The organism is Prauserella cavernicola, from assembly GCF_016595675.1.
Taxonomy (GTDB): Bacteria; Actinomycetota; Actinomycetes; order Mycobacteriales; family Pseudonocardiaceae; genus Prauserella_A; species Prauserella_A cavernicola.
In genome coordinates, this window is the sequence record NZ_JAENJH010000004.1 from 88121 (window position 1) to 112429 (window position 24309).

The 24309-nt window shown below is 70.4% G+C and carries 19 protein-coding genes; 18 read left to right on the top strand and 1 reads right to left on the bottom strand.

Annotated features, from left to right (window positions below; translation table 11 throughout):
• Window positions 1–40: 40 nt before the first annotated feature.
• From JHE00_RS18175 to lpdA, 5 genes are read left to right on the top strand one after another with little or no spacing between them, the layout of a single operon-like run.
• Complete coding sequence (locus JHE00_RS18175; protein ID WP_200319553.1) at window positions 41–994, top strand: threonine ammonia-lyase; 954 nt, start codon at window positions 41–43, stop codon at window positions 992–994.
• Between the two features lie 42 nt (window positions 995–1036).
• Window positions 1037–1444 (top strand): nitroreductase family deazaflavin-dependent oxidoreductase, encoded by a 408-nt coding sequence (locus JHE00_RS18180; RefSeq protein ID WP_200319555.1) that lies wholly within the window; start codon window positions 1037–1039, stop codon window positions 1442–1444.
• 24 nt (window positions 1445–1468) lie between these two features.
• Window positions 1469–1642: a hypothetical protein gene (locus JHE00_RS18185; protein ID WP_200319557.1), complete on the top strand. Its 174-nt coding sequence runs from the start codon at window positions 1469–1471 to the stop codon at window positions 1640–1642.
• Window positions 1612–2352 (top strand): lysophospholipid acyltransferase family protein, encoded by a 741-nt coding sequence (locus JHE00_RS18190; protein ID WP_307831993.1) that lies wholly within the window; start codon window positions 1612–1614, stop codon window positions 2350–2352. Before JHE00_RS18185 ends, JHE00_RS18190 begins: the two co-directional genes overlap by 31 nt.
• Window positions 2353–2360: 8 nt before the next feature.
• Complete coding sequence (gene lpdA / locus JHE00_RS18195; protein ID WP_200319559.1) at window positions 2361–3761, top strand: dihydrolipoyl dehydrogenase; 1401 nt, start codon at window positions 2361–2363, stop codon at window positions 3759–3761.
• A 282-nt stretch (window positions 3762–4043) separates the two neighbouring features.
• On the opposite strand, the gene JHE00_RS18200 is transcribed toward lpdA, so the two are convergent.
• Window positions 4044–4427: a VOC family protein gene (locus JHE00_RS18200; protein WP_200319561.1), complete on the bottom strand. Its 384-nt coding sequence runs from the start codon at window positions 4425–4427 to the stop codon at window positions 4044–4046.
• A 626-nt stretch (window positions 4428–5053) separates the two neighbouring features.
• On the opposite strand from JHE00_RS18200, the gene JHE00_RS18205 reads away from it, so the two are divergent.
• The 13 genes from JHE00_RS18205 (at window position 5054) to JHE00_RS18265 (ending at window position 24276) form a co-directional block, all read left to right on the top strand.
• The gene (locus tag JHE00_RS18205) at window positions 5054–6592 is read left to right on the top strand and encodes a lytic murein transglycosylase (RefSeq protein ID WP_200319563.1); all 1539 of its coding nucleotides are present in this window, start codon (window positions 5054–5056) and stop codon (window positions 6590–6592) included.
• A gap of 455 nt (window positions 6593–7047) precedes the next feature.
• Complete coding sequence (locus JHE00_RS18210) at window positions 7048–8535, top strand: sugar ABC transporter ATP-binding protein (RefSeq protein WP_200320374.1); 1488 nt, start codon at window positions 7048–7050, stop codon at window positions 8533–8535.
• The gene (locus tag JHE00_RS18215) at window positions 8532–9587 is read left to right on the top strand and encodes an ABC transporter permease (protein WP_200319565.1); all 1056 of its coding nucleotides are present in this window, start codon (window positions 8532–8534) and stop codon (window positions 9585–9587) included. Before JHE00_RS18210 ends, JHE00_RS18215 begins: the two co-directional genes overlap by 4 nt.
• Window positions 9584–10639, top strand: coding sequence for a substrate-binding domain-containing protein (locus tag JHE00_RS18220; RefSeq protein ID WP_200319567.1), 1056 nt, complete (start codon window positions 9584–9586; stop codon window positions 10637–10639). Before JHE00_RS18215 ends, JHE00_RS18220 begins: the two co-directional genes overlap by 4 nt.
• Complete coding sequence (locus JHE00_RS18225; protein WP_307831994.1) at window positions 10636–11793, top strand: Gfo/Idh/MocA family protein; 1158 nt, start codon at window positions 10636–10638, stop codon at window positions 11791–11793. Before JHE00_RS18220 ends, JHE00_RS18225 begins: the two co-directional genes overlap by 4 nt.
• 37 nt (window positions 11794–11830) lie before the next feature.
• Window positions 11831–16423: a ThuA domain-containing protein gene (locus JHE00_RS18230; protein ID WP_200319569.1), complete on the top strand. Its 4593-nt coding sequence runs from the start codon at window positions 11831–11833 to the stop codon at window positions 16421–16423.
• 14 nt (window positions 16424–16437) lie between these two features.
• Entirely contained in the window at window positions 16438–17586 is a 1149-nt protein-coding gene (locus tag JHE00_RS18235) for an inositol-3-phosphate synthase (RefSeq protein WP_200319571.1), read from the top strand.
• Window positions 17587–17675: 89 nt separating this feature from the next.
• Window positions 17676–18527: an SCO3242 family prenyltransferase gene (locus JHE00_RS18240; protein WP_200320378.1), complete on the top strand. Its 852-nt coding sequence runs from the start codon at window positions 17676–17678 to the stop codon at window positions 18525–18527.
• The gene (locus JHE00_RS18245; protein WP_200319573.1) at window positions 18524–19918 is read left to right on the top strand and encodes an EboA domain-containing protein; all 1395 of its coding nucleotides are present in this window, start codon (window positions 18524–18526) and stop codon (window positions 19916–19918) included. The genes JHE00_RS18240 and JHE00_RS18245 overlap by 4 nt, the downstream gene beginning before the upstream one ends.
• Window positions 19915–20778, top strand: coding sequence for a TatD family hydrolase (locus JHE00_RS18250; protein WP_200319575.1), 864 nt, complete (start codon window positions 19915–19917; stop codon window positions 20776–20778). Before JHE00_RS18245 ends, JHE00_RS18250 begins: the two co-directional genes overlap by 4 nt.
• Window positions 20778–21875, top strand: coding sequence for a metabolite traffic protein EboE (gene eboE / locus JHE00_RS18255; protein WP_200320381.1), 1098 nt, complete (start codon window positions 20778–20780; stop codon window positions 21873–21875). Before JHE00_RS18250 ends, eboE begins: the two co-directional genes overlap by 1 nt.
• On the top strand, window positions 21872–23272 hold the full coding sequence (locus JHE00_RS18260) for an alkaline phosphatase family protein (protein WP_200319577.1): 1401 nt from the start codon (window positions 21872–21874) through the stop codon (window positions 23270–23272). The genes eboE and JHE00_RS18260 overlap by 4 nt, the downstream gene beginning before the upstream one ends.
• Window positions 23269–24276, top strand: coding sequence for a sugar phosphate isomerase/epimerase family protein (locus tag JHE00_RS18265; RefSeq protein WP_200319579.1), 1008 nt, complete (start codon window positions 23269–23271; stop codon window positions 24274–24276). The genes JHE00_RS18260 and JHE00_RS18265 overlap by 4 nt, the downstream gene beginning before the upstream one ends.
• Window positions 24277–24309 lie beyond the last annotated feature (33 nt).

Sequence of the window (24309 nt, forward strand, 5' to 3'; positions counted from 1 at the left end):
GGCGACCGGCCGGCCGGTGGGCTGAGGCAGACTCACGGGTGTGGAACTCGTGACGATCGACGACATCCGTGCCGCGGCCGACCGCATCCGCGGGGCCATCGTGCGCACGCCGCTGCTCGCCAGCCCGTGGGCCGACGAGGACCGCCCGCTGTGGCTCAAGCCCGAGAGCCTGCAGCCCATCGGAGCCTTCAAGCTGCGGGGTGCCCAGAACGCCCTCGCCCGCCTCGACGAGGCGAGCAGGCGGCGCGGCGTCGTCGCCTACTCCAGCGGCAACCACGCGCAGGCCGTCGCCTACGCCGCGCGCAGCTTCGGCGTGCCCGCGCACATCGTCATGCCGGACGTCACGCCGCAGATCAAGATCGACAACACCCGGGCCTACGGCGCCGAGGTGGTGCTGGTGCCCATCGCCGAGCGCGAAGCCGCGGCGTACGAGCTGGTGGAGAAGCTGGGCGCGGTGCTGGTGCCGCCCTTCGACCACCCCGACGTGATCGCGGGCCAGGGCACGATCGGCCTCGAGATCGCCGAGGACCTGCCCGACGTGGAGCTGGTGCTCGTGCCCGTCAGCGGCGGCGGGCTCTCCTCGGGGGTCGCGTCGGCCGTCAAAGCGCTGTGCCCGTCCGCCGCGGTGGTGGGCGTGGAGCCCGAGCTCGCGGGCGACGCGCGCGAGAGCCTGCGAGCGGGCGAGCTGGTCGACTGGCCTATCGAACTGCGCGCCCGGACCATCGCCGACGGCCTGCGGTCCCAGCTGTCCGAGCTGACGTTCGCCCACCTGCGCACCAGGCTCGATGGCATCGTCACGGTGAGCGAGGACGAGATCCGCTCGGCGATGGGCGTGCTGGCCACCAGGAGCAGGCTTGTCACCGAGCCCAGCGGCGCCGTCGGGCTCGCGGCCTACCTCCACCGGGCGGGCGACCTGCCCCGTGGACGCACGGTGATCGTGGTGTCGGGCGGCAACGTGGACCGCGCGCTCCTGGCCGACGTACTCGGCGCCTGAGGATTAGGGTGAGCGGGTATCCGAGGAAGGGAAGACTGACCGATGCTGTTCGGAGATGAGCACGTCCGCCGTTACGAGGAGACCGACGGCGAGGTCGGCCACGACTGGGAGAACGGCGCCCCGATCCTGATCCTGACGACGACCGGCCGCAAAACCGGCAAGGAGCGCAAGTTCGCTCTGATCTACCAGGAGCACGACGGCGCCTACGTGATCGTCGCGTCCAAGGGCGGCGCCGACGAGCACCCGGGCTGGTACCACAACCTCGTCGCGAACCCCGACGTGAAGGTGCAGGTCAAGGCCGACAAGTTCACCGCGAAGGCGCGCATCGCCGGCGAGCGGGAGAAGGCCGTGCTGTGGCCGAAGATGGCGGCGGTCTGGCCCTCCTACGATGACTATCAGAAGAAGACCGACCGGAACATCCCGGTCGTGGTGCTGGAGCGTGTGGCCTGAGCTTCGACGAAGGGACAGAAAGATATGGGGCAGCAGTCGAACGTCGACGTCGCCGGTCTGCTGGCGAAGCTGGCCGAGGCGGAGCACCAGGCGGAGCGGGGGGAACTGAACCCCGCGGAACTGCCGGGGCTGATCAGGGCACAGCGGCTGGTCCGGGATCTCGCGGGGTGGCCGAAGGAAGTCGACTCCGACCGCTGACCGCACTGCGCCGGTTTCCCCGTACCGGCAGGGGACGGTGGTTCGGGCTCGCGATCGACGTGCTCGCACCGTTTCTGGCACTCGGTACCCGGTACCGGGTCACCGGCGCACACCACATTCCCCGCGAGGGCGGCGTGCTCGTGGCGAGCAACCACCTCTCGTACGCGGACCCGGTCATGATCACGGCCGCCTGCCTGATGGGCGGCCGGGTGCCGCGGTTCTTCGCGAAGTCGGGACTGTGGAAGGTGCCCGTGGTGCGCAACGTGATGACCTCGGGCAGGCACATCGCCGTCAACCGCGGCAAAGCGAGCGCGCTGGAGTCGTTCCGCGACACCGTCTCGGCGGTGCGGGAGGGCGACTGCGTGGTCGTGTTCCCCGAGGGCACGTTCTCCGACCGCGACGACGAGTGGCCGATGAAGGCCAAGACCGGTCTCGCGCGGGTCGCGCTCACCACGGGTGCGCCGGTGGTGCCACTGGCGTGCTGGGGCTCGCACCACGTGCTGCCCGTGGGCGCCCGGCTGCCCCGCGTGTTCCCGCGGCGCAGGGTGGAACTGCTGGCCGGGCCACCGGTGGATCTCTCGGACCTGGTGTCCGAGCGGCCCACGGCCACGCAGCAGCGCGAGGCCACGCAACGGATCATGGCGGCGGTCACCTCGCTGCTCGCGGAGGTGCGCGGGGAGGACCCGCCGCCCGACCTCGTGAAGGCATAATCGCGGCCATGAGCGAACACTTCGACGTCGTGGTGCTGGGTGCGGGTCCCGGCGGGTACACCGCCGCCGTCCGTGCGGCACAGCTCGGGTACGACACCGCCATCATCGAGGAGCGCTACTGGGGCGGGGTGTGCCTCAACGTCGGCTGCATCCCGTCGAAGGCGTTGCTGCGCAATGCGGAGCTGGCCCACCTGTTCACCACCGAGGCCCGCACCTTCGGCATTCAGGTGAACGGCGAGGTGTCGTTCGACTACCAGGCCGCGTACCAGCGCAGTCGCAAGGTGGCCGACGGCCGGGTCAAGGGCGTTCACTACCTGATGAAGAAGAACGCCATCACCCAGCTCGATGGCCGCGGCACCTTCACGAGCGACAAGGCGATCGAGGTCCGGCGCGCCGACGGCGAGGTCGAGACCGTGACGTTCGACCACTGCATCATCGCCTCGGGCGCCACGCCCAAGCTGCTGCCCGGCACGGCGGTGAGCGAGCGCGTGGTGACCTACGAGGAGCAGATCCTCGCCTCCGAGTTGCCGGACAGCATCGTGATCGCGGGCGCGGGAGCGATCGGCGTCGAGTTCGCCTACGTGCTGCACAACTACGGCGTGAAGGTGACCATCGTCGAGTTCCTCGACCGCGTGGTGCCGCTCGAGGACGAGGAGGTGTCGGCCGAGCTGGCGCGGCGCTACCGCAGGCTCGGCATCGACGTGCTCACGTCCACCCGCGTGGAGGCCATCGAGGAGAACGCCGACGGCGTGCGCGTCACCGTCTCCACCGACGGCGAGCAGCAGGTGCTCGAGGCCGGCAAAGTGCTGCAGGCCATGGGCTTCCAGCCCAATGTGGACGGTTTCGGGCTCGAGAACACCGGTGTGGCACTCACCGAGCGCGGCGCGATCGACGTCGACTCGCGGTGCCGTACCAGCGTGTCGCACATCTTCGCGATCGGTGACGTGACGGCCAAGCTGATGCTCGCGCACGCGGCCGAGTCGATGGCGATCCTGGCGGCCGAGACCATCGCCGACGCCGAGACGATGGAGCTCGACTACCGCATGATCCCGAGGGCGACGTACTGCCAGCCGCAGATCGCGAGCTTCGGGCTCACGGAGGAGCAGGCGCGCGCCGAGGGCTACGACGTGCAGGTGGCGAAGTTCCCGTTCAGTGCCAACGGCAAGGCCCACGGGCTCGCCGACACGGTGGGCTTCGCGAAGATCATCAGCGACGGCAAGTACGGCGAGCTGCTGGGCGGCCACCTGATCGGCCCCGAGGTCACCGAGCTCCTGCCTGAGCTGACCCTGGCGCAGCAGTGGGACCTGACCGTGCACGAGGTGGCCCGCAACGTCCACGCCCACCCGACCCTGGGCGAAGCGGTGAAGGAAGCCATCCACGGCCTGGCGGGCCACATGATCAACATGTAGGCAGGGCCCCCGCCGCGCGAGTCCCCCGCTGGGGCGCGCGAGTTCCCCGTCCAGGCGCGCGAGTCTCCCGTTCCCGCGCGCGAGTTGCGCGCTCGGCGCCGCGAGTCCTGCACTCCGGACTGCGAGTTGCCCGCTCGGTGAGCGTGTCGTGCACTCCAGACTGCGAGTCCCGCGTTCGGGACCGCGAGTCCTGCGGTGTGGATGACGAGTCGGCCGTTCGCGGGCCGGTCACACCGGTCGGCGGGCGGTCGTCGTCGTGTCAAACCCGTGTGTGGTGCCGTGTCATTCCATCACGCAGAACTCGTTGCCCTCGGGGTCGGCCAGTACGACGTGACCCTCGTGCTCGGTGAGGACCGTCGCTCCGAGCGCGGTCAGCCTGGCGACCTCGGCGTCGAGGTCGTCGGTGTCGAGGTCGAGGTGCACTCGGTTCTTCACTGACCGGCTTTCGGGAACCGTGTTGAAGAACAGGCGGGGCCGCGTCCGCTGCGGGGGTTCGACCAGAACGGTCGGATCGTCCTCGGTGCTGGTGATGCCGAGGCCGCGCAGGCGTTCCAGTTCGGCGTCGTCGTACGGTGCGACCCGGTGCTCGTCCAGTGCGGCCGCCCAGAAACGGGCCAACGAGGCGGCGTGTCGGCAGTCGAACACAACATCGCGAATCCGGGCCATGTCGTCATCTTGCCGTTGTCGGTATCCGCGTGGTGGACGGGTTTCCGCGGCCACGTGGCCGTTCGTCGAGCCATCCGGGCGCGAACTCGGCCCCGGACTGTGTCGCTCGCTACCGGGAGTGCGCACCTCGCGTGCAGGAGCGGGGAACTCGCGCACCTGAGCGGGGGACTCGCGTGCTGGAGTGGGGGACTCGCGGGGTGGTTGGTGCGGCAAGGTTCAGGGGTTGGACTGGTGTGGTTGTGGTTCCGTTCATCGGGCCGTCGGAGGATCTTGGGGCGTCCGCGGTGTTTCAACCGGCCTGGTCGCGCTTGGTCGGGCCGCCGGTTTTCCCGCCGCCGTGGCGGGCGGCGGTCCGGACCCTCGAAACCCCGGTGTGCCAGGGAAAGCGCCGGTGCTTTCGGTTCGCGCGCGATCCCACGCGAGCCTCGTCGCTCTCGGGTCAAGATCCGGTGCGGAGATCCTTTTGCCCATTTTGGCCGTAGCCAAAACGGCGGTACATGGGGCAGGCTGGCCCTGGCATTCGGCGGATTCATCGTGGTGTCGGCCGGGGTGACAATCCTGGTGCCGGCGCGGGCGGACGGAGCCGGCGGCTCGTTCGGCCGACGACGTTCGAAGGGGAGAACAGCATGCACCGATCGCAGCGCAGGGCTGCCGCGCGCCGTGGACGCGCCAACGCGCGCAGAGCACGGGTGGCCTCGCTGGCGGCCGTGTCACTGGCGTTCGTGCCGTTCGTCGGCGGCGGCTCGATGTTGCTGCCGATGGCGGCGGACGACGCGCAGGACCCCTTCGGTGCCGGTGGAAAGGTGCCCGAACAGCGAGAGCTCAGCCCGCAGATCCTCGCCGACGCCGGTGATCCACTCGCGCTGTCCAGGGACGGCGCTCCGCTCGGTGTGCCCATTCCCGAACTGCCCGACGGCACGCGTGCCACGGGCGCGTCGGGCACCGGCTCGCTCGGCATCCCCGGCGCGGTGCTCAAGGCTTACCGCGACGCGGAGCGCACGCTCGCGGGCCTGAACCCCGGCTGCAACATCGACTGGAGCCTGCTCGCGGGCATCGGCAAGATCGAGTCCGGCCACGCCAGCGGCGGCAACGTCGGCGCGGACGGCCGCACGCTCACCCCGATCCTCGGGCCGCAGCTCAACGGCGCGGGCGCCTTCGCCGCGATCCGCGACAGCGACGGAGGCGCCCTCGACGGCGACTCGACCTGGGACAGGGCCGTCGGGCCCATGCAGTTCATCCCCACCACGTGGAGCGCCTACGCCACCGACGGCGACGGCGACGGCGTGGCGGATCCGCACAACATCTACGACGCCACGGTCTCCGCCGGTAGGTACCTGTGCGCGGGCGGTGGCGACCTGCGCGATCCGCAGGACCGGGCGCGGGCCGTGTTCCGGTACAACCAGTCCGACTCGTACGTGCGCTCGGTGCTGCTCTGGGCGAACCTGTACGCGGGCGGTGTCACGCCGACCGAGGGCACACCCGGCGAGGTCGTTCTCGCCGACGGCGGGCCCACACCTCGGTTCGACCGCGCGCCCCGGCCCGGCGGGCAGGCACCGAAGGCCCCTGCCGTGAGGCCGGCCCCCGGCGCGACCAACCCGCCCACCTCCAGCAAGCCGCCCGGCACGCCGGACAAGCCAGGCCCGCCCAACCAGCCGGAGCTGCCGGGCACCGTTCAGCCGCCGGGGACCCTGCCGCCCGAGACCGGCAATCCGCCGGGGACCGGTAATCCGCCGGGGACGGGCAATCCGCCGGAGAGCGGCAACCCGCCGGAGAGCGGCAACCCGCCGGGGACGGGCAATCCGCCGGAGACCGGTAACCCGCCGGGGAGCGGCAACCCACCCGGCACCACGCCGCCGCCGACGACAACACCGCCGACGACCCCGCCGGGAACGACCCCGCCGGGAACGACCCCGCCGGGAACGACCCCGCCCGGCACCACGCCGCCGACAGACGGCACTCCGCCCGGGACCAGCGAGCCGCCGACGTGCGAGACACCGGACCCGGAGGACACCGAGTCGACGGAAACCACCGACGGGTCGGCCCCTCAGTCGCCGCAGGCCCTGTCGGCCGCGACCACGAAGTCGGACGACTCGACGGACTCGGACGAGACCGAGGACCCTGACGAGACCACCGAGCCGCCGAACTGCGCCCCTCCCACTCCCTGACGTCGAGTCGCCCTGGCGCGCGCCACGCCGTGCGCCGGGGCGCACCCTCCGGCCCGCGGTGACGTCCGCGGGCGCGCGCATCCGGCGGGACCGCGGCTCTGGCCCGATCCCGCACAACCCCCACCCGAACACGCTGCCGAGCGCCTGAGCCGGGCGCGTTTCCGGCGTGTGTCGCCGACGTGGCTCGGCCCGGGTGGCACCTTCGCGGACTCCGAACGCCGTCGTGAACGAGGTCCGGACATGTCACAGCGGCGCCCTCGCCACCGATCTTTCACCTGGTCGCGCCCGTTTTGTCCGGGCGACTACGCGAAGTAGTTGTTTACGAGCGTGCAACTTCACCTTGACGGGTGTTGTGGGTCACTCTACTTTTGCATGTCAAAGGAGGAAGTGGGGCTGATGTGGATTTAAGTCTGCACGCGGTGAGCGCTGACGAGGACGCGAAGCCTCTGCTCGCCATGCGCGGCATCGTCAAGACCTTTCCCGGCGTTCGGGCACTCGACGGCGTCGACCTGGAGGTCAAGGCGGGCGAGGTGCACTGTCTGCTCGGCCAGAACGGCGCGGGCAAGTCGACGCTCATCAAGACACTGGCCGGTGCACACCAGCCCGACGGCGGCGAGATCGTCTGGAACGGCGAGCGAGTGACGCTGCCCTCGCCGGTCGCGGCGCTCAAGCTCGGCATCGCCACGATGTACCAGGAACTGGACCTGATCCCGACCCTGTCGGTGGCGGAGAACATCTTCCTCGGTCACGAGCGGGCGCGGTACGGCTTCACGCGGCCCGCCGCGGCGCGCGCGGAGACCGCGAAGCTGTTCGAGCGGCTGGGGCACGCCGAGATCTCGCCCGACGAGGAGGTCGGTGAGCTGTCGGCGGCAGGCCAGCAGCTGGTCTCGATGGCGAGGGCGCTGGCGCACGACGCCAAGCTGATCGTCGCCGACGAGCCCACCGCGGCGCTGGCGAGCGACGAGGTGGACAACCTCTTCCGCATCATCACCGAGCTGACGGCCTCGGGCGTCGCGGTGGTCTACATCTCCCACCGGCTCGAGGAGCTTCGCCGCATCGGCCACCGGGTCACGGTGATCAAGGACGGCCGCACGGTGTCGGCCAACCTCGACGCGCGCGAGTCGTCGACGTCGGAGCTGGTGGACCTGATGGCGGGCCGCAAGGTTCAGACCGCGTTCCGCGAGGCGGGAGCGGCCGCCGTCGAGTTCGGCGACACGGTGCTCGACGTGCGCGACCTGCGCCGCGACGGTGAGTTCCGCGACGTCTCGTTCTCCGTCCGGGCGGGCGAGATCGTGGGCCTGGCCGGACTGGTCGGCGCGGGGCGCAGCGAGGTGCTGGAGACGATCTTCGGCGCGCGCGGTGCCGACGCGGGCACGGTCTCGGTCGACGGCAAGCGACTGCGCTCCGGCAGTGTGGCCGCGGCGGTCAAGGCCGGCGTGGGACTCGCACCGGAGGAGCGCAAGAGCCAGGCGCTGCTGCTCGACATGTCGGTGACGCACAACGTCACGCTCGCGAGCCTGGACGACTACAGCACCGTCGGGTTCACGCAGCGGTCCAGGGAGACCAAGGACTCGTTGTCCACATTGGAGCGGCTGGATCTGCGGCCCGCGGACCCGTGGCGCCTGGTGCGCACGTTGTCCGGCGGCAACCAGCAGAAGGCGGTCGTGGCGCGCTGGCTCGTGCACGGCTGCCGGGTCCTGCTGCTCGACGAGCCCACTCGCGGTGTCGACGTCGGCGCCCGCGCCGAGCTGTACCGGCTCATTCACGAACTCGCCGCGACCGGCGTCGCGATCGTCCTGGTGTCCAGCGAGATCCCGGAGGTCCTCGGGCTCTCCGACCGGGTGCTCGTGCTGCGCGAGGGCGACGTGCTGGCCGACCGGCCCGCGGCTGAACTCACGGAAGGTGACGTGCTGGACATGGTTATGGAAGGGAGTGCCGCATGACCAAGGCACTCGACACACCGCCGGTGGCCTCGTCCACCGCGAGCGCGTTGCGCCGCTCGTTGCGCCTCGACGTCCGGCTGCTCGGCCTGCTCGGTGTACTGATCCTGCTGTGCGTCATCGGTATCATCACGCGCCCCGAGACGTTCCCGACGCAGGAGAACCTCTCCACCATGCTGCGGTTGGCCGCGGCGATCGGTGTGGTGAGCGTCGGCATGACGTTCGTGATCATCGCGGGAGGTATCGACCTCTCGGTCGGTTCGATCGTCGCGCTCTCCAGCGTGTGGATGACGACACTCGCCACCCAGTCGTACGGACCGTTCGTGATGGTGCTGTGCGCCTTGCTCGTCGGCCTCGGTTGCGGCCTGGTCAACGGAGTTCTGATCTCCTACGGCAAGGTCGTGGCGTTCATCATGACGCTGGCGATGATGGTGTCGGCGAGGGGACTGGCGGAGCGCCTGTCCGACCGCCGCACCCAGGTGGTCACCGAGACCGGCTTCACCGAGTTCTTCCGCGCGTCGTTCCTCGGCATCCCCGTGCTGGTGATCGTGCTCGCGCTGGTGTTCGTGGTCGGCTGGATCGTGCTCAACCGCACGACCTTCGGCAGGCGGACCTTCGCGATCGGCGGCAACGCCGAGGCCGCGCGCCTGTCGGGCATCAACGTGAAGCGCCACACCGCGCTTGTCTACGGCATCAGCGGCCTGTGCTGCGGCATCGCCGCGATCATGGTCGTCGCGCGTACGACGTCCGGCGCCTCGACCAACGGACTGTTCTACGAGCTCGACGCCATCGCCGCGGTCGTCATCGGCGGCACGTTGCTCTCGGGCGGCAGGGGAAGCCTGATCGGCACGCTCATCGGCGTCCTGATCTTCACCGTGCTGCGCAACATCTTCACGCAGAACAACCTCGACACCGACATCCAGAACATCGCACAGGGCGCGATCATCGTCGCCGCCGTGCTGCTGCAGCAAACCACGTCGAGGCGACGCAAGCGCAAACCAGCGACATCAGAACCAGGCCCGCAACCCACTCAAGCCACCGGGAGCCAGTCATGATCCAGACCAACTTAGCGCGACGCGGATTCCTCCTCGGCGCCGCCGGGCTCGGTGCCGGCGCCGTGCTGGTGGGCTGCACGTCGAACGAGCCCGAGCAGCAGAGCGACCCGCAGCAGGAGAACATGGCGCAGGGCGACAACGCCGAGCCCGGTGAGCCGGTGACCGTCGGCTTCTCGGCTCCCGCCGCCGACCACGGCTGGATGGCGGCCATGACGATCAACGCCAGGGCGGCCGCCGAGCAGTTCTCCGACGTCACGCTCAACGCCACCGAGGGCACCAACGACGTCAACCAGCAGATCGCGCAGGTCGAGCAGCTCATCAACGCGGGTGTCGACGTGCTGGTGATCCTGCCCTTCGACGGCAAGGCGCTCACCCAGGCCGGCCAGCAGGCCATGGACGCCGGGATCCCGGTCGTCAACGTGGACCGGGTGTTCGACTCCCCGCTCGCGTACCGCACCTGGATCGGCGGCGACAACTACCGCATGGGCGTCAACGCCGCCAACTACATCGCCGAGCGGCTCAAGCAGGACAACGTGAACAACCCGGTGATCGGCGAGGTCGCCGGCATCGACTCGCTCCCGCTGACGCAGGAGCGCAGCCAGGGCTTCCGGGACGCGTTGCGGCGGCACGGCTTCGACGTCGGCCCGCGGGTCTCGGCGGAGTTCACGCCGGAGTCGGGCGAGGCCCGGACCTCCAACCTGCTGCAGGGCGCGCAGAACCTGAACGCGCTGTGGAACCACGACGACGACCAGGGCATCGGCGTGGTCGCCGCCATCGAGAACTCGGGCCGCACCGACTTCTTCATGGTCGGTGGCGCCGGGTCGCGCAACATGATGGACCTGATCAAGGCCGACTCCGGCCCGGTCAAGGCCACGGTGCTCTACAGCCCGTCGATGGCGTCCTCGGCGATCGGCATGGCGCGCCTGCTGGGCCAGAACAAGGGCCTCGGCGACCTGGCCGAGCACGAGGTCCCGGCCATGCTGACGACCTACTCGGCGGTCGTCACCAGGGAGAACGTGGACAGCTACATGGACGTCGGGTTCGACTCGTGACCGAAGGTGCACAGTCGCTCGGCATCGCCATGATCGGGCACTCCTTCATGGGAGCGGTCCACTCGCAGGCATGGCGCAACGTTCATCGCTTCTTCGACGTCCCGCTGACCCCGCGCATGGTGGTGCTCGGCGGGCGCGACGAGCAGCGGGCCAAGGTGGCCGCCGACCGGTTCGGCTGGGACTCGGTGGCCACCGACTGGCGCGCGATCATCGAGCGTGACGACGTCGACCTGGTCGACATCTGCACGCCCGGCGACACGCACGCCGAGATCGCGATCGCCGCGTTGGAGGCGGGCAAGCACGTGCTGTGCGAGAAGCCCCTCGCCAACACCGTCGCCGAGGCGCAGCGGATGGCCGAGGCCGCCGCTCGCGCCGACGCGAAGGGCGTGCGGTCGATGGTGGCCTTCAACTACCGCAGGGTTCCCGCGCTGGCACTGGCCCGCAAGCTCGTCGCCGAGGGCAGGCTCGGGCAGCTGCGCCACGTGCGGGCCGTGTACCTGCAGGACTGGCTCTCCGACGAGACGTCGCCCATGACGTGGCGGCTGCGCAAGGAACAGGCCGGTTCCGGCTCGCTGGGCGACATCGGCGCGCACATCGTGGACGCCACACAGTTCGTCACCGGTGAGGTGATCACCGGCGTCGCGGGTCTCACGGAGACCTTCGTGCGCTCGCGTCCCGGTGAGAACGGTGCCTCCGAGTCCGTGACGGTCGACGACTGCGCGGTGTTCCACGGACGCCTGTCCTCCGGCGCGATCGCGACGTTCGAGGCGACCCGGTACGCGCTGGGCCGCAAGAACGCGATGCGCATCGAGGTCAACGGTTCGAGGGGCAGCCTCGCGTTCGACTTCGAGTCGATGAACGAATTGTGGTTCTACGACGGTGACGAGTCCGGCGAGACCGCGGGTTTCCGCCGCATCGTCGCCACCGAACCCGACCACCCCTATGTGGGCGCGTGGTGGCCGCCGGGGCACGGCCTCGGCTACGAGCACACGTTCACCCATGAGATCGCCGACCTTCTGAGGGCGATCGGCAGTGGACAGTCGCCAGAACCGAGCTTCGCCGACGGCCTGCGCGTACAGCAGGTGCTCGAGGCGGTGGAAGACAGCGCGTCCGAGGCGTCGCGCTGGAAGCAGGTGGAAGTCAGCCCGACCTAGGCAACTCTCCCCGCCGGTCGAACAAGGAAAGGTACCAGTGCGACGAAGCAGTAGTACCCCGTCCCGTCCCCGATCTCCCCGAAATTGGTGGCGCTTCGGCGCCGCCACCCTCGCTGCCTGCACCGGTCTCGGTGGTCTCGCGGTCACCGCGTCGGCCGCCGAGACCGGCCAGCAGCCGCCAGAGCACGGCAACGCAAGTGTCCTCGTCTTCTCGAAGACGGAGGGCTTCAGGCACGACTCGATCCCCACGGGCATCGCCGCCATTCAGGAACTGGGGGAAGCGAACGGTTTCACCGTTGACGCGACCGAGGACTCCGCGGCGTTCACCGATGACAACCTCGCCGGCTACGACGCCGTGGTGTGGTTGTCGACCACGGGCGACGTGCTGAACGACGAGCAGCAGGGTGCGTTCGAGCGCTACGTCGAGGGCGGTGGCGGATACGCCGGCGTGCACGCCGCGTCCGACACCGAGTACGACTGGCCCTGGTACGGCGATCTGGTGGGAGCGTGGTTCGACTCGCACCCCCAGATCCAGGAAGCCACGGTCAACGTCGAGGACCACGAGCACCCGTCCACAGTGGACCTGCCGGAGCAGTGGAACCGCACCGACGAGTGGTACAACTACCGCGACAACCCCAGGCAGGACGTCCACGTGCTCGCCTCGCTCGACGAGGAGAGCTACGACCCGGGTGACGGCGCCATGGGCGACCACCCCATCTCCTGGTGTCACGAGAACAGCGGTGGCCGCGCCTGGTACACCGGTGGCGGGCACACCGTCGAGTCCTACGACGAGCCCGAGTTCCGCCAGCACCTGCTCGGCGGCATCCGCTACGCGGCGGGCGAGGCCGACGGCAACTGCTCGAACGAGGACCCGGGTGGTGAGGTCCCGAACGACGAGGACTTCGACCAGATCACCTTGGCGCAGGGCGAGTCCGTGACCGGTGAGCCCATCGCCATGGCGGTGCTGCCGGACCGGCGCGTGCTGCACACCTCGCGCGACGGCCGCGTCTTCGTGACCACGCCGGAGGCGACGACCACGGTGGCCGCGACCATCCCCGTCTACAGCCACGACGAGGACGGTCTGCAGGGCATCGCGGTGGACCCGGACTTCGAGAACAACAACTGGGTCTACGTCTACTACGCCCCGCCGCTGGACACCCCTCCCGGTGACGCGCCGGAGAACGGCACTCCGGAGGACTTCGAGCCCTACCTCGGCTACAACCAGCTGTCGCGGTACCAGCTGAGCGACGACGGTGTCCTCGACCTGGAGAGCGAGCAGGAGATCCTGCAGGTTCCCGCCGAGCGCGGCATCTGCTGCCACGCCGGTGGCGAGATCGACTTCGACGCCGACGGCAACCTGCTGCTGTCCACAGGGGACGACTCGAACCCGTTCTCGTCCGATGGCTACACGCCGATCGACGAGCGGGCCGACCGCAACCCGGTCTTCGACGCGCAGCGCACGTCCGCCAACACCAACGACCTGCGGGGCAAGCTGCTGCGCATCAAGGTCGGTGAGGACGGCGGCTACACGGTCCCCGAGGGCAACCTGTTCGCGGAGGGCACGGAGAAGACCAAGCCCGAGATCTACGCGATGGGCTTCCGCAACCCGTTCCGGTTCGCGGTCGACAAGGAGACCGGCTGGATCTACCTCGGCGACTACGGTCCCGACGCGGGCCAGGCGAACCCGGACCGCGGCCCCGCGGGCATGGTCGAGTTCAACCTGATCAAGGAGCCCGGCAACTTCGGGTGGCCGTACTGCGTCGGCGACAACACCCCGTACATCGACTACGACTTCGCGACCGGCGAGTCCGGCGAGGCGTTCGACTGCGCGGCGCCGAAGAACGAGAGCCCGCACAACACGGGTCTCACCGATCTGCCGCCCTCGCAGGCAGCGTGGATTCCCTACGACGGCGGTTCGAAGCCCGAGTTCGGTACCGGCGGCGAGTCGCCGATGGGCGGCCCGACGTACAACTTCGACGCCGAACTCGACATGGAGACGAAGTTCCCCGAGACCTACGACGGCAAGAACTTCGCTTACGAGTGGGACCGCGGCTGGATCAAGACGATCGACATCGGCGAGAACGGTGAGGAGGGCGCGATCGAGCCGTTCTTCGACTCGATGCAGCTCACCAGGCCGATGAACATCGAGTTCGGACCCGACGGCTCGCTGTACGTGCTGGACTACGGCAGCGGCTACTTCGGTGGTTCGGACGACTCGGCGGTGTACCGGATCGACTACACCCAGGGCAACCGGACCCCGCGGGTCGACCTCACGTCGGACAAGACGTCGGGCCAGACGCCGCTCGAGGTGAACTTCGACCCGACGGGCACCACCGACCCCGACGGTGACGCGCTCACCTACGCGTGGGACTTCGACGGGGACGGCACGACCGACTCCACCGAGGCGGGCCCGGTCAGCCACACCTACACCGAACCCGGTCGCTACACCGCGAAGCTGGCGGTGACCGACGAGGGCGGTCTCACCGGCGCGGCGAGCGTGGTGGTGACCGCGGGCAACACGGAGCCGGAGGTGACGATCGAGGCTCCGGTGAACGGCGGCTTCTTCGGCTTCGGTGACAAGGTGCCGTTCAAGGTGTCGGTGACCGACCCCGAGGACGGCGAGATCGACTGTTCCCGCGTGACCGTGGAGTACATCCTCGGCCACGACAACCACGGCCACCCGCTGTCGAGGGCCACCGGTTGTGAGGGCGTGATCGAGACCCCGGCCGACGAGGGCCACGGTCTGGACGCGGACATCTTCGGTGTCATCGACGCCAGCTACACCGACAACGGTGCGGGCGACGTGCCCTCGCTGACCGGTTCGGACCAGGTCACGCTGCAGCCCAAGCTGAAGCAGGCCGAGTTCTTCACCGAGAGCGAGGGTGTCGAGGTCATCGACGCGGAGGGCGCCAGCGGCGGCAAGCGCGTGGGTGCCATCGAGGACGGTGACTGGATCTCCTTCGACCCGGCGAACCTGGCCGGCGTCGAGTCGATCGGCTACCGCGTGTCCTCGGGCGGCGACGGCGGCACCATCGAGGTGCGCTCCGGCGGCGTCGACGGTGAGCTGCTGCAGACCGTCGAGGTGACCAACACGGGCGGCTTCGACGACTACGCCGACATCGCTCCGGCCCCGGTCACCGACCCGGGTGGCACGAACCCGCTGTACCTGGTGTTCAAGGGATCGGGTTCGGGCAGCCTGTTCGACGTCGACAACGTCCAGTTCGAGGGTCCGGGTGTCACGGACCCCGGCGGCCCGGCCGTCTGTGAGCCCGGTCAGCCGGACGAGGGCTACTCGATGCTCTTCGACGGCACGGCCGAGAGCATGGAGGGCTGGAACCAGGCCGGTCCCGGTTCCTTCGAACTGCAGGACGACTGCACCGTCCGTTCGGTCGGCGGCATGGGCCTGTGGTGGCACGACAAGGAGTACGCCGCCTACAGCCTGAAGATGGACTGGAAGATGGCGGGCGACGACAACTCGGGCGTCTTCGTCGGGTTCCCGGACCCGGGCGACGACCCGTGGATCGCCGTCAACCAGGGCTACGAGATCCAGATCGACGCCACCGACGCCGACGACCGGACCACGGGCTCGATCTACACGTTCCAGTCGGCCGACCTCGAGGCGCGCGACGCGGCGCTGAACCCGCCGGGTGAGTGGAACGCCTACGAGATCGTGGTGCAGGGCCAGACCATCCAGGTCTACCTCAACGACGTCCTCATCAACGACTTCGTGAGCACTGACCCGGAGCGGGACCTGACCCAGGGCTTCGTCGGCATCCAGAACCACGGCGATGAGGACGACGTGTCGTTCCGCAACGTCCAGATCAAGGAGCTGGACGCCACCGCGCCGGTCACCGAGGCCTCGTTCGACGAGCCGGGTGGCAGCGGCTGGCACCAGGGTGATGTCGCGGTGACGCTCTCGGCCACCGACGAGGGTTCCGGTGTCGAGCGCATCGAATGGAGCCTTGACGGCGGCGAGTGGACCGAGTACTCGGAGCCCGTGGTGATCACTGGTGACGGAGAACACACGCTGCTGTACCGGGCGGTCGACGCGGCGGGCAACGTCGAGTCGGACAAGGCCGCGACGGTGAGCATCGACGCGACCAAGCCCACGGTGATCGTGGCGGGTGTCGCGGACGGCCGGGTCTACGGCGATGCCTCTGACCTGGTGGTCTCCTGGCTGGCTGGTGACGAGACGTCGGGTCTGGCGAGCCAGACGGCGACTCTGAACGACGAGCCGATCGCGTCGGGCACCACGGTGCCGCTGCACGAGCTGCCGCTCGGGCTGCACTCGCTCACGGTGAGCGCGACGGACGTGGCCGGTAACACCGCGGAGCAGTCGGTGACGTTCGCGTCGACGACGTCGCTGCGCGACATCGGCCAGCTGGTCGACCGGTTCAGGGCGAGCAACCGGCTCACGCTGACCGATCACGTGGCCCTGTCCGGCCAGCTCTCCAAGGCCCGCAAGGCCGAGGCGAACGGCAACGATGTCAAGGCGATCAAGGAGCTACGAAAGTTCATCGACCAGGCCGAAGCGGTCCCGGACAATAAGGTCCGCGACACGCTCGTGCGTGACGCGGAAGCAGTGATCGGGCACATCGAGGGTGGCGCACGACTGGCCGCCGCGAGTTAGAAGGGCCTAGCTCCATGGAACCCACAGGGTTGTGGTTGATCGGTGCACGCGGTTCGGTCGCCACCACGGCGATCGCGGGACTGCTGGCACTGCGGGCGAGGATGGTGGAACCGACGGGCTGCGTCAGTGCGCTGCCCCGGTTCGATCACCTCGGCCTGCCCGGCTGGGACGAGCTCTACGTCGGCGGGCACGACATCGCCGACCTCGCGCTGGACAAGCGCGCTGAGCTGCTGACCGAGTCCGGGGTGATCCCCCACCGCGTCTTCGAGGCAGTCCGCCCAGGTCTGTCCGATGTGGACGCTGAGGTGCGGCCGGGTTACCACCCGGCGACCCACCAGGGTTCCCAGGCCGACGCCGCGCGGCGGCTCGCCGATGACATCGGCGAGTTCGCCGCGCGGAACGGGCTCGCGCGCGTCGTGGTGGTCAACGTGTCGTCGACGGAGCCGGTGTTCCCGGCTCTGCCGGAGCACGGATCGCTGACCGCGCTCGAGGCCGCCATGGCGGTGCCCGGCCGCACCGTGTTGCCGCCGAGCTCCGTGTCGGCGTACGCGGCACTGCGGTCGGGCAGCCCGTTCATCGACTTCACCCCGTCGACGAGCATCCGGCTGCCCGCACTGGAGGAGCTCGCGCGGGCCAAGGGGCTGCCGTACGCGGGCTCCGACGGCAAGACGGGCGAGACCCTCGTTCGCAGTACCCTCGCGCCGATGTTCGCGGCGAGGGCGCTGAACGTGCGGTCGTGGTCCGGCACCAACCTGCTCGGCGGCGGCGACGGGCTCACCCTCGCCGACTCCGAGCACGCGGGCAGCAAGCTCGCGTCCAAGGGCAGGGGACTGGCGACCCTGCTGGGCGGCGACGTCACCGCGCCGCTGCACATCGACAACGTGCCGGACCTGGGTGAGCAGAAGATCGCGTGGGACCACGTGTCGTTCGAGGGCTTCCTCGGCGCGCGGATGAGCCTGCAGTTCACGTGGACCGGCTACGACTCGTCGCTCGCGGCGCCGCTGGTGCTGGACCTGGCGCGGTTCGTGGCCGCGGCGCACCGGGCCGGCGAGTCCGGGCCGCTGGGCTGGCTGGGCTTCTTCTTCAAGGACCCGGTCGGGACCGACGAGCACCGGCTCTCCGAACAGTTCGCCGCTTTGTCGGCGTGGGCGGAGGCGCGGTGAGCGCGGCGGGCGCGGTGACCACGAACGGACCTGTCGAGACTCCCGACCCGGACCCGGCGACCCCGGAACCGGCAGGCACGGGTGGTTCGCTGCGCGCGGTGGCCGAGCTCGTGCGGGCACCGGCGGCGCTGACGGTGCTCGGCGACACGATCGCCGGCGCCGCGGCGTCGGGCTCACCGTTGCGGGGCAGGCGCTGGACGCTGCCGCTCGCGTCGGTGGCCTTCTACTGGGCGGGAATGGCGCTCAACGACTGGGCCGACCGGGAGCTCGACGCCGTCGAGCGACCCGAGCGGCCGATCCCGTCCGGACGGCTGAGTGCTGGCGCGGCACTCGCCACTGGGGGTGCACTGACCGCGGCCGGACTGGGCATCGCCCGGTTCGGCGGCGGTCAGTCCGCCCTGCGCGTCGCGCTCCCGCTCGCGGCCGCGGTCTGGGCCTATGACACGAAGCTGAAGGGTACGGCGGCGGGACCCTGCGGCATGGCGGCGTGCCGGGCGCTGGACGTGCTGCTGGGCGCGGGCGGCCGGTGGCGGGACGCCGCGCCGGCCGCCGTCGCGCTCGCCGTCCACACCCACGGCGTCACCGCGGTGTCGGCCGGTGAGGTCCACGGCGGTTCCCCGAGCACGGCGGGCACGGCTCTGGCCGGTACCGCCGTCGCCACCGCGGTGTCGGTGTCCGGCCGCTCCGCGGGGCCGGGGCACCGGCTCGCCGCGGCTGGCTTCGCGGGCGGCTTCGCCACCACGGTCGGTACGGCTCAGTACGCCGCGATGGAACGGCCCTCGGCGGGCCGGGTCCGCACCGCCACGATGGCGGGCATCCACGGCATGGTCCCGTTGCAGGCCGCGCTCGCCGCGCGGCACGGCGCCACCCGCGTCGCCGCCGTGCTGGCGACGGCGCTGCCGCTCGCCCGCAAGCTGGCGAAGAAGGTGAGCCCCACGTGAGCGACCTGCGATTCGGCTACGGCACCAACGGCTTCGCCAACCACCGCCTCGACGACGCGCTCGCCGTCATCGCCGACCTCGGCTACACCGGCGTCGCGCTGACGCTGGACCACGACCACCTCGACCCGTTCGCCGACGACGTCGTGGAGCAGACCCGCCGGGTGCGGGCGCGGCTCGACGAGCTCGGTCTCGGCGTGGTGGTGGAGACCGGTGCGCGGTACCTGCTCGACCCGTGGCACAAACACCAGCCGACCCTGGTCTCCGCCGATCCCGCGCGGCGCATCGACTTCCTCCGCCGCGCCACGCGCATCGCGGAGGACCTCGGCGCCGAGTGCGTGTCCTTCTGGTCCGGCGTCACACCGTCCGGTGTGGACGACGAGACGGCGTGGGCCCGCATGCGCGACGGCGTCGCCGCGGTACTGGAGACCTCCCGTGTCCGGCTCGCGCTCGAACCCGAGCCTGGCCACTTCGTGCAGCACCTGGAGCAGGCGCTGCGCCTGCGCACCGAGCTCGGTTCGCCCGAGCTGCTGGGCATCACGCTCGACGTCGGGCACTGCGTGGCCGTGGAACCGGTCGACGCCGCGGAGTGCGTGCGCAGGGCGGGGGAGCTGCTGTTCAACGTGCAGCTCGACGACATGCTGCCCGGCGTGCACGAGCACCTCGAGTTCGGCGAGGGACGGCTCGACCTGGCGGGCACCCTCGCCGCGCTCGCCGAGGTCGGCTACCCCGGCCTCGCGGCCGTCGAGCTGCCCCGGCACAGCCACGCCGCTCCCGACGTCGCTCGGCGCAGCATCACCGCGCTGCGGGCCGCGGACTGGCTCGCCGACGCCGAACGGGCCGTGCGCACGGATCCGGCGCGCATCCGCACGCTGTTTCCCGCCACCGGCCGCAAGGCGGGGCGTTCGCCGCTCGACGCGGACGGTCTCGTGCACGGCACCACCGACGACCACGCCAGGGCCCGCCTGCTCGCGGCGCTGAGCATCGGGCTCTCGGGCGGAGAACTGGCCAAGGAGGTCGCCGAGCTGTACCGCTACGGCGACGGAGCCGAGCGCAGGGGAGTGCTGCGCGGACTGCACCTGCTGCCCGTCGACGGCGAGGTCGTCGACACCGGCCTGCGCCTGGTCGAGGACGCCTTGCGGGCCAACGACACCGGACTCGTCGCCGCGGCGCTCGGACCGTTCGCCGCGCGGCACCTCGACGCGCACACCTGGCGCCACGGCGTGCTCAAGTGCCTGTTCACCGGGGTGCCGGTCGGGGCGGTCAGCGGGCTCGCCGAGCGCGCCGACGCCGAACTGGCCCGCATGGTCACCGACTACGCGGCCGAACGCGAGGCCGCGGGACGCGACGTGCCACAGGACGCCTATCTCGTGCTCCAGGAGGCAGGACAATGAGGATTTTCGACCCGCACATCCACATGACCTCGCGCACCACCGACGACTACGAGCAGATGTACGCCGCCGGGGTGCGCGCGCTCGTGGAGCCCGCGTTCTGGCTGGGCCAGCCCCGCACCAGCGTGGGCTCGTTCACCGACTACTTCGACGGCCTCATCGGCTGGGAGCGCTTCCGCGCCGCGCAGTTCGGCATCCGCCACCACTGCACGATCGCGCTGAACCCCAAGGAGGCCAACGACCCCCGCTGCGCCGAGGTGCTCGAGGTGCTGCCCCGCTATCTCGCCAAGGACGGCGTCGTCGCGGTCGGCGAGGTGGGCTACGACTCGATGACCGAGGCCGAGGAGAAGGCCTTCGCCCAGCAGCTGACACTCGCGATCGAGCACGAGCTTCCGGTGCTGGTGCACACGCCGCACCGTGACAAGCTCGCGGGCACCAAGCGCACCCTCGACGTGGTGCGAGAGTCCGGCATCGCGCCCGAGCTGGTCGTGGTGGACCACCTCAACGAGCTCACCGTCGGCCTGGTCGCCGACGCCGGGTGCTGGATGGGCTTCTCCATCTACCCCGACACGAAGATGGACGAGCACCGCATGGTGACCATCCTCAAGGAGCACGGCACGCAGCGGGTGCTGGTGAACTCCGCCGCCGACTGGGGCCGCTCCGACCCGCTCAAGACTCTGCGCACCGGTGAGGCCATGCTCGCGGCGGGCTACACCGAGTCCGATGTGGACACCGTGCTGTGGGGCAACCCCGTGGAGTTCTACGGCCAGAGCGGCAAGCTGATGCTCGACCCGCTGGAGTCCGCGCAGCCGGGTGGCGAAACGTTCGAGGGCAACTCGGTGCTGCGCGGGGCGCGCACGTGATGCTCTCCTACTGCACCAACGTGCACCCGGCCGAGGACCTCGCCGGGATTCTCGCGCAGCTGGACACCTACGCGGTGCCGGTGCGCGAGAAGCTCGGGCAGGACCGGCTCGGCGTGGGACTGTGGCTGGCCTCGGAGGTGGCCGCGGGGCTGGCCTCCGACCCGGCGGCGCGGCGCACGCTCGCCGCGGAGCTGAAGGCCAGGGGACTGGCCGTGCAGACCCTCAACGCCTTTCCCTACGGCGGGTTCCACGCCGAGGTCGTCAAGCACCAGGTCTACGTGCCGACCTGGACCGACCCGAAGCGCCTGCGCTACACGCTCGACTGCATCACGGTGCTCGGCGACCTGCTGCCCGAGGACGCGGCCTACGGCAGCATCTCCACGCTGCCGCTCGCGTGGCGGGAGCCGTGGAGCACGTCGCACGACGTGCGCGCGAGCATCGCGTTCGAGGAGGTCACTCGCGTCCTGCGCTCCGCGCTCGCCCGCAACGAACAGCCCATCCGGCTCGCGATCGAGCCGGAACCGGGGTGCGTGCTCGACACGGTGGCCGACGCCGTCGACTGGCTCGCGGGCCGGGTCGACCCGGAGTACATCGGGCTGTGCCTGGACACCTGCCACCTCGCGGTGTCCTTCGCCGATCCGGCGCGGACCGTCGAACGGATCCGCGCCTCCGGGCTGAAGGTGGTGAAGGTGCAGGCCTCGGCCGCACTGCACGTCGAGCGGCCCGGCACCGACGAGGCCGTGGCCGCGCTACGCGAGTTCGCCGAACCGCGCTATCTGCACCAGGTGCGGGAACAGTTGCCGACGGGCGAGGTGCTGGCCGCCGACGACCTGCCGGAGGCGCTGGAGACCCTGCCCGCACAGGGGCCGTGGCGCGTGCACTTCCACGTGCCACTGCACGCCACGCCGGCATCGCCGCTGGAATCGACCACCGGTGTGCTCACCGGCGCCCTCGATGCGCTGGCCGCGCAGGGCCCGCTGCCGCACGTCGAGGTGGAGACCTACACCTGGAACGTCCTGCCAGGACACGACCGCCAGGAGCTCGCCGCCGGCATCGCCGACGAGCTGCGCTGGGCGAGCTTGGAGGTGCCCGCATGAAGAAACTCGTGGTGATCGACGTCGTCGGCATGACGCCGAAGCTGTTGCGTCACATGCCCAACCTGACCGCGCTGTCGACCCGGGGCTGGCAGGCCGAGCTCGGTACGGTGCTGCCCGCGGTGACGTGCAGCGCGCAGTCGACGTTCCTCACCGGGCGCATGCCCGCCGAGCACGGCATCGTCGGCAACGGCTGGTACTTCCGGGATCTCGGCGAGGTCTACCTGTGGCGGCAGCACAACCGGCTGGTGCAGGGCGAGAAGGTGTGGGAGACCGCGCGCGCGTCGGCTCCCGGCTACGTCGCCGCCAACGTGTGCTGGTGGTACGCGATGGGCGCCACCACCGACTTCACGATCACCCCGCGCCCGATCTACCACGCCGACGGCCGCAAGTCGCCCGACTGCTACGCGCGCCCGCCGGAGCTGCACGACGCGCTCACCTCGGAGCTGGGCGCGTTCCCGCTGTTCAACTACTGGGGCCCGACGGCCTCGATCGCCTCCACCAAGTGGATCGTCGCCGCGTCGCGGCGGCTGCTGCGCACCGACGGGCCCGACCTGCTGCTGGTGTACGTGCCGCACCTGGACTACGACCTGCAGCGCTTCGGTCCCGACTCGCCGCAGGCCATCGCCGCCGCGCGCGCCGTGGACGCCGAACTGGCGCCTCTGCTCGCCGACGCGCAGAACGCGGGCGCGACCGTCGTGGCGCTGTCGGAGTACGGCATCACCTCCGCGGACACGCCCGTGGACATCAACCGCGCGCTGCGCCGCGAGGGCCTGCTCGAGGTCTACACCCAGGACGGGATGGAGTACCTGGATCCGTGGACCTCGCGCGCGTTCGCCGTCGCCGACCACCAGGTGGCGCACGTGTACGTCAACGACGAGCAGGACCTGCGGCGCGTGCGCGAGATCGCGGGCGCGCTGCCCGGCGTCGACGAGGTGCTCGACCGCGAGGCCCAGGCCCGCTACGGGATCGACCACGAGCGTGCCGGTGAGCTGGTGCTCGTCGCCGAGCCGGACGCGTGGTTCACCTACTACTACTGGCTCGACGACGACCGCAAGCCGGACTTCGCCAAGGGCGTGGAGATCCACCGCAAGCCCGGCTACGACCCCGCCGAGCTGTTCCTCGACCCCGACGACCCGCTGGTGAAGGCCAAGGCCGGGCTGAACCTGGTCCGCAAGAAGGTGGGCCTGCGCTACGCCATGAACGTGGTGCCCACCGACCCGCGCTTCGTGCGCGGCTCTCACGGCAGGCTGCCCGACTCGCCCGCCGACGGTCCCGTGCTGCTGTGCTCCGACCCCGCGATTCCGTCCACTGTGGAGTCGTCGGGCCGCATGGGAGCCACCGACGTCCGTGACCTGCTGCTGCAACTTCAAGGAATCCGAGAGGGAGCGATCCGATGAGCCGACCGGTTACCCTGTTCACCGGCCAGTGGGCCGACCTGCCCTTCGAGGAGGTCTGCCGGCTCGCGTCGAGCTGGGGCTACGACGGGCTGGAGATCGCCTGCTCCGGCGACCACTTCGAGGTGGACCGCGCACTGTCCGAGGACGACTACGTCGAGGGCAGGCACAAGCTGCTGGAGTCCTACGGCCTCAAGGTGTGGGCCATCTCCAACCACCTCGTCGGCCAGGCCATCTGCGACGACCCGATCGACGACCGGCACCGCAACATCCTGCCGGCCCGCATCTGGGGCGACGGCGAGCCCGAAGGTGTGCGCCAGCGCGCCGCCGCCGAGCTGGCCGACACCGCGCGCGCCGCGGCGAAGCTGGGCGTCGACACGGTGATCGGCTTCACCGGCTCCAAGATCTGGAAGTACGTCGCGATGTTCCCGCCGGTGTCGCAGGACGTCATCGACGACGGCTACGCCGACTTCGCCACGCGCTGGAACCCGATCCTCGACGTGTTCGACGAGGTCGGTGTGCGCTTCGCCCACGAGGTGCACCCCAGTGAGATCGCCTACGACTACTGGACCACCAAGCGCACGCTCGAGGCCGTCGGGAACCGTCCCGCGTTCGGGCTGAACTGGGACCCCTCGCACTTCGTGTGGCAGGACCTCGACCCGGTGGGCTTCATCCTCGACTTCGCCGACCGGATCTACCACGTCGACTGCAAGGACACCAAGAAGCGCTTCGACGGCCGCAACGGCAGGCTCGGCTCGCACCTGGCGTGGGCCGACGCGCGCAGGGGCTGGGACTTCGTGTCCACCGGGCACGGCGACGTCGACTGGGAGAGCGCGTTCCGTGCGCTGAACTCCATCGGCTACACCGGCCCGATCTCGGTGGAGTGGGAGGACGCGGGCATGGACCGCCTCCGCGGCGCCGCCGAGGCCGTGAACTACATCCGCAACCTCAACTTCGACAAGCCCACCGCCGCGTTCGACGCCGCCTTCAGCACCGACCGCGACTGAGACTTCCCCTTTCCCCCTCACCTCACCGAAGGG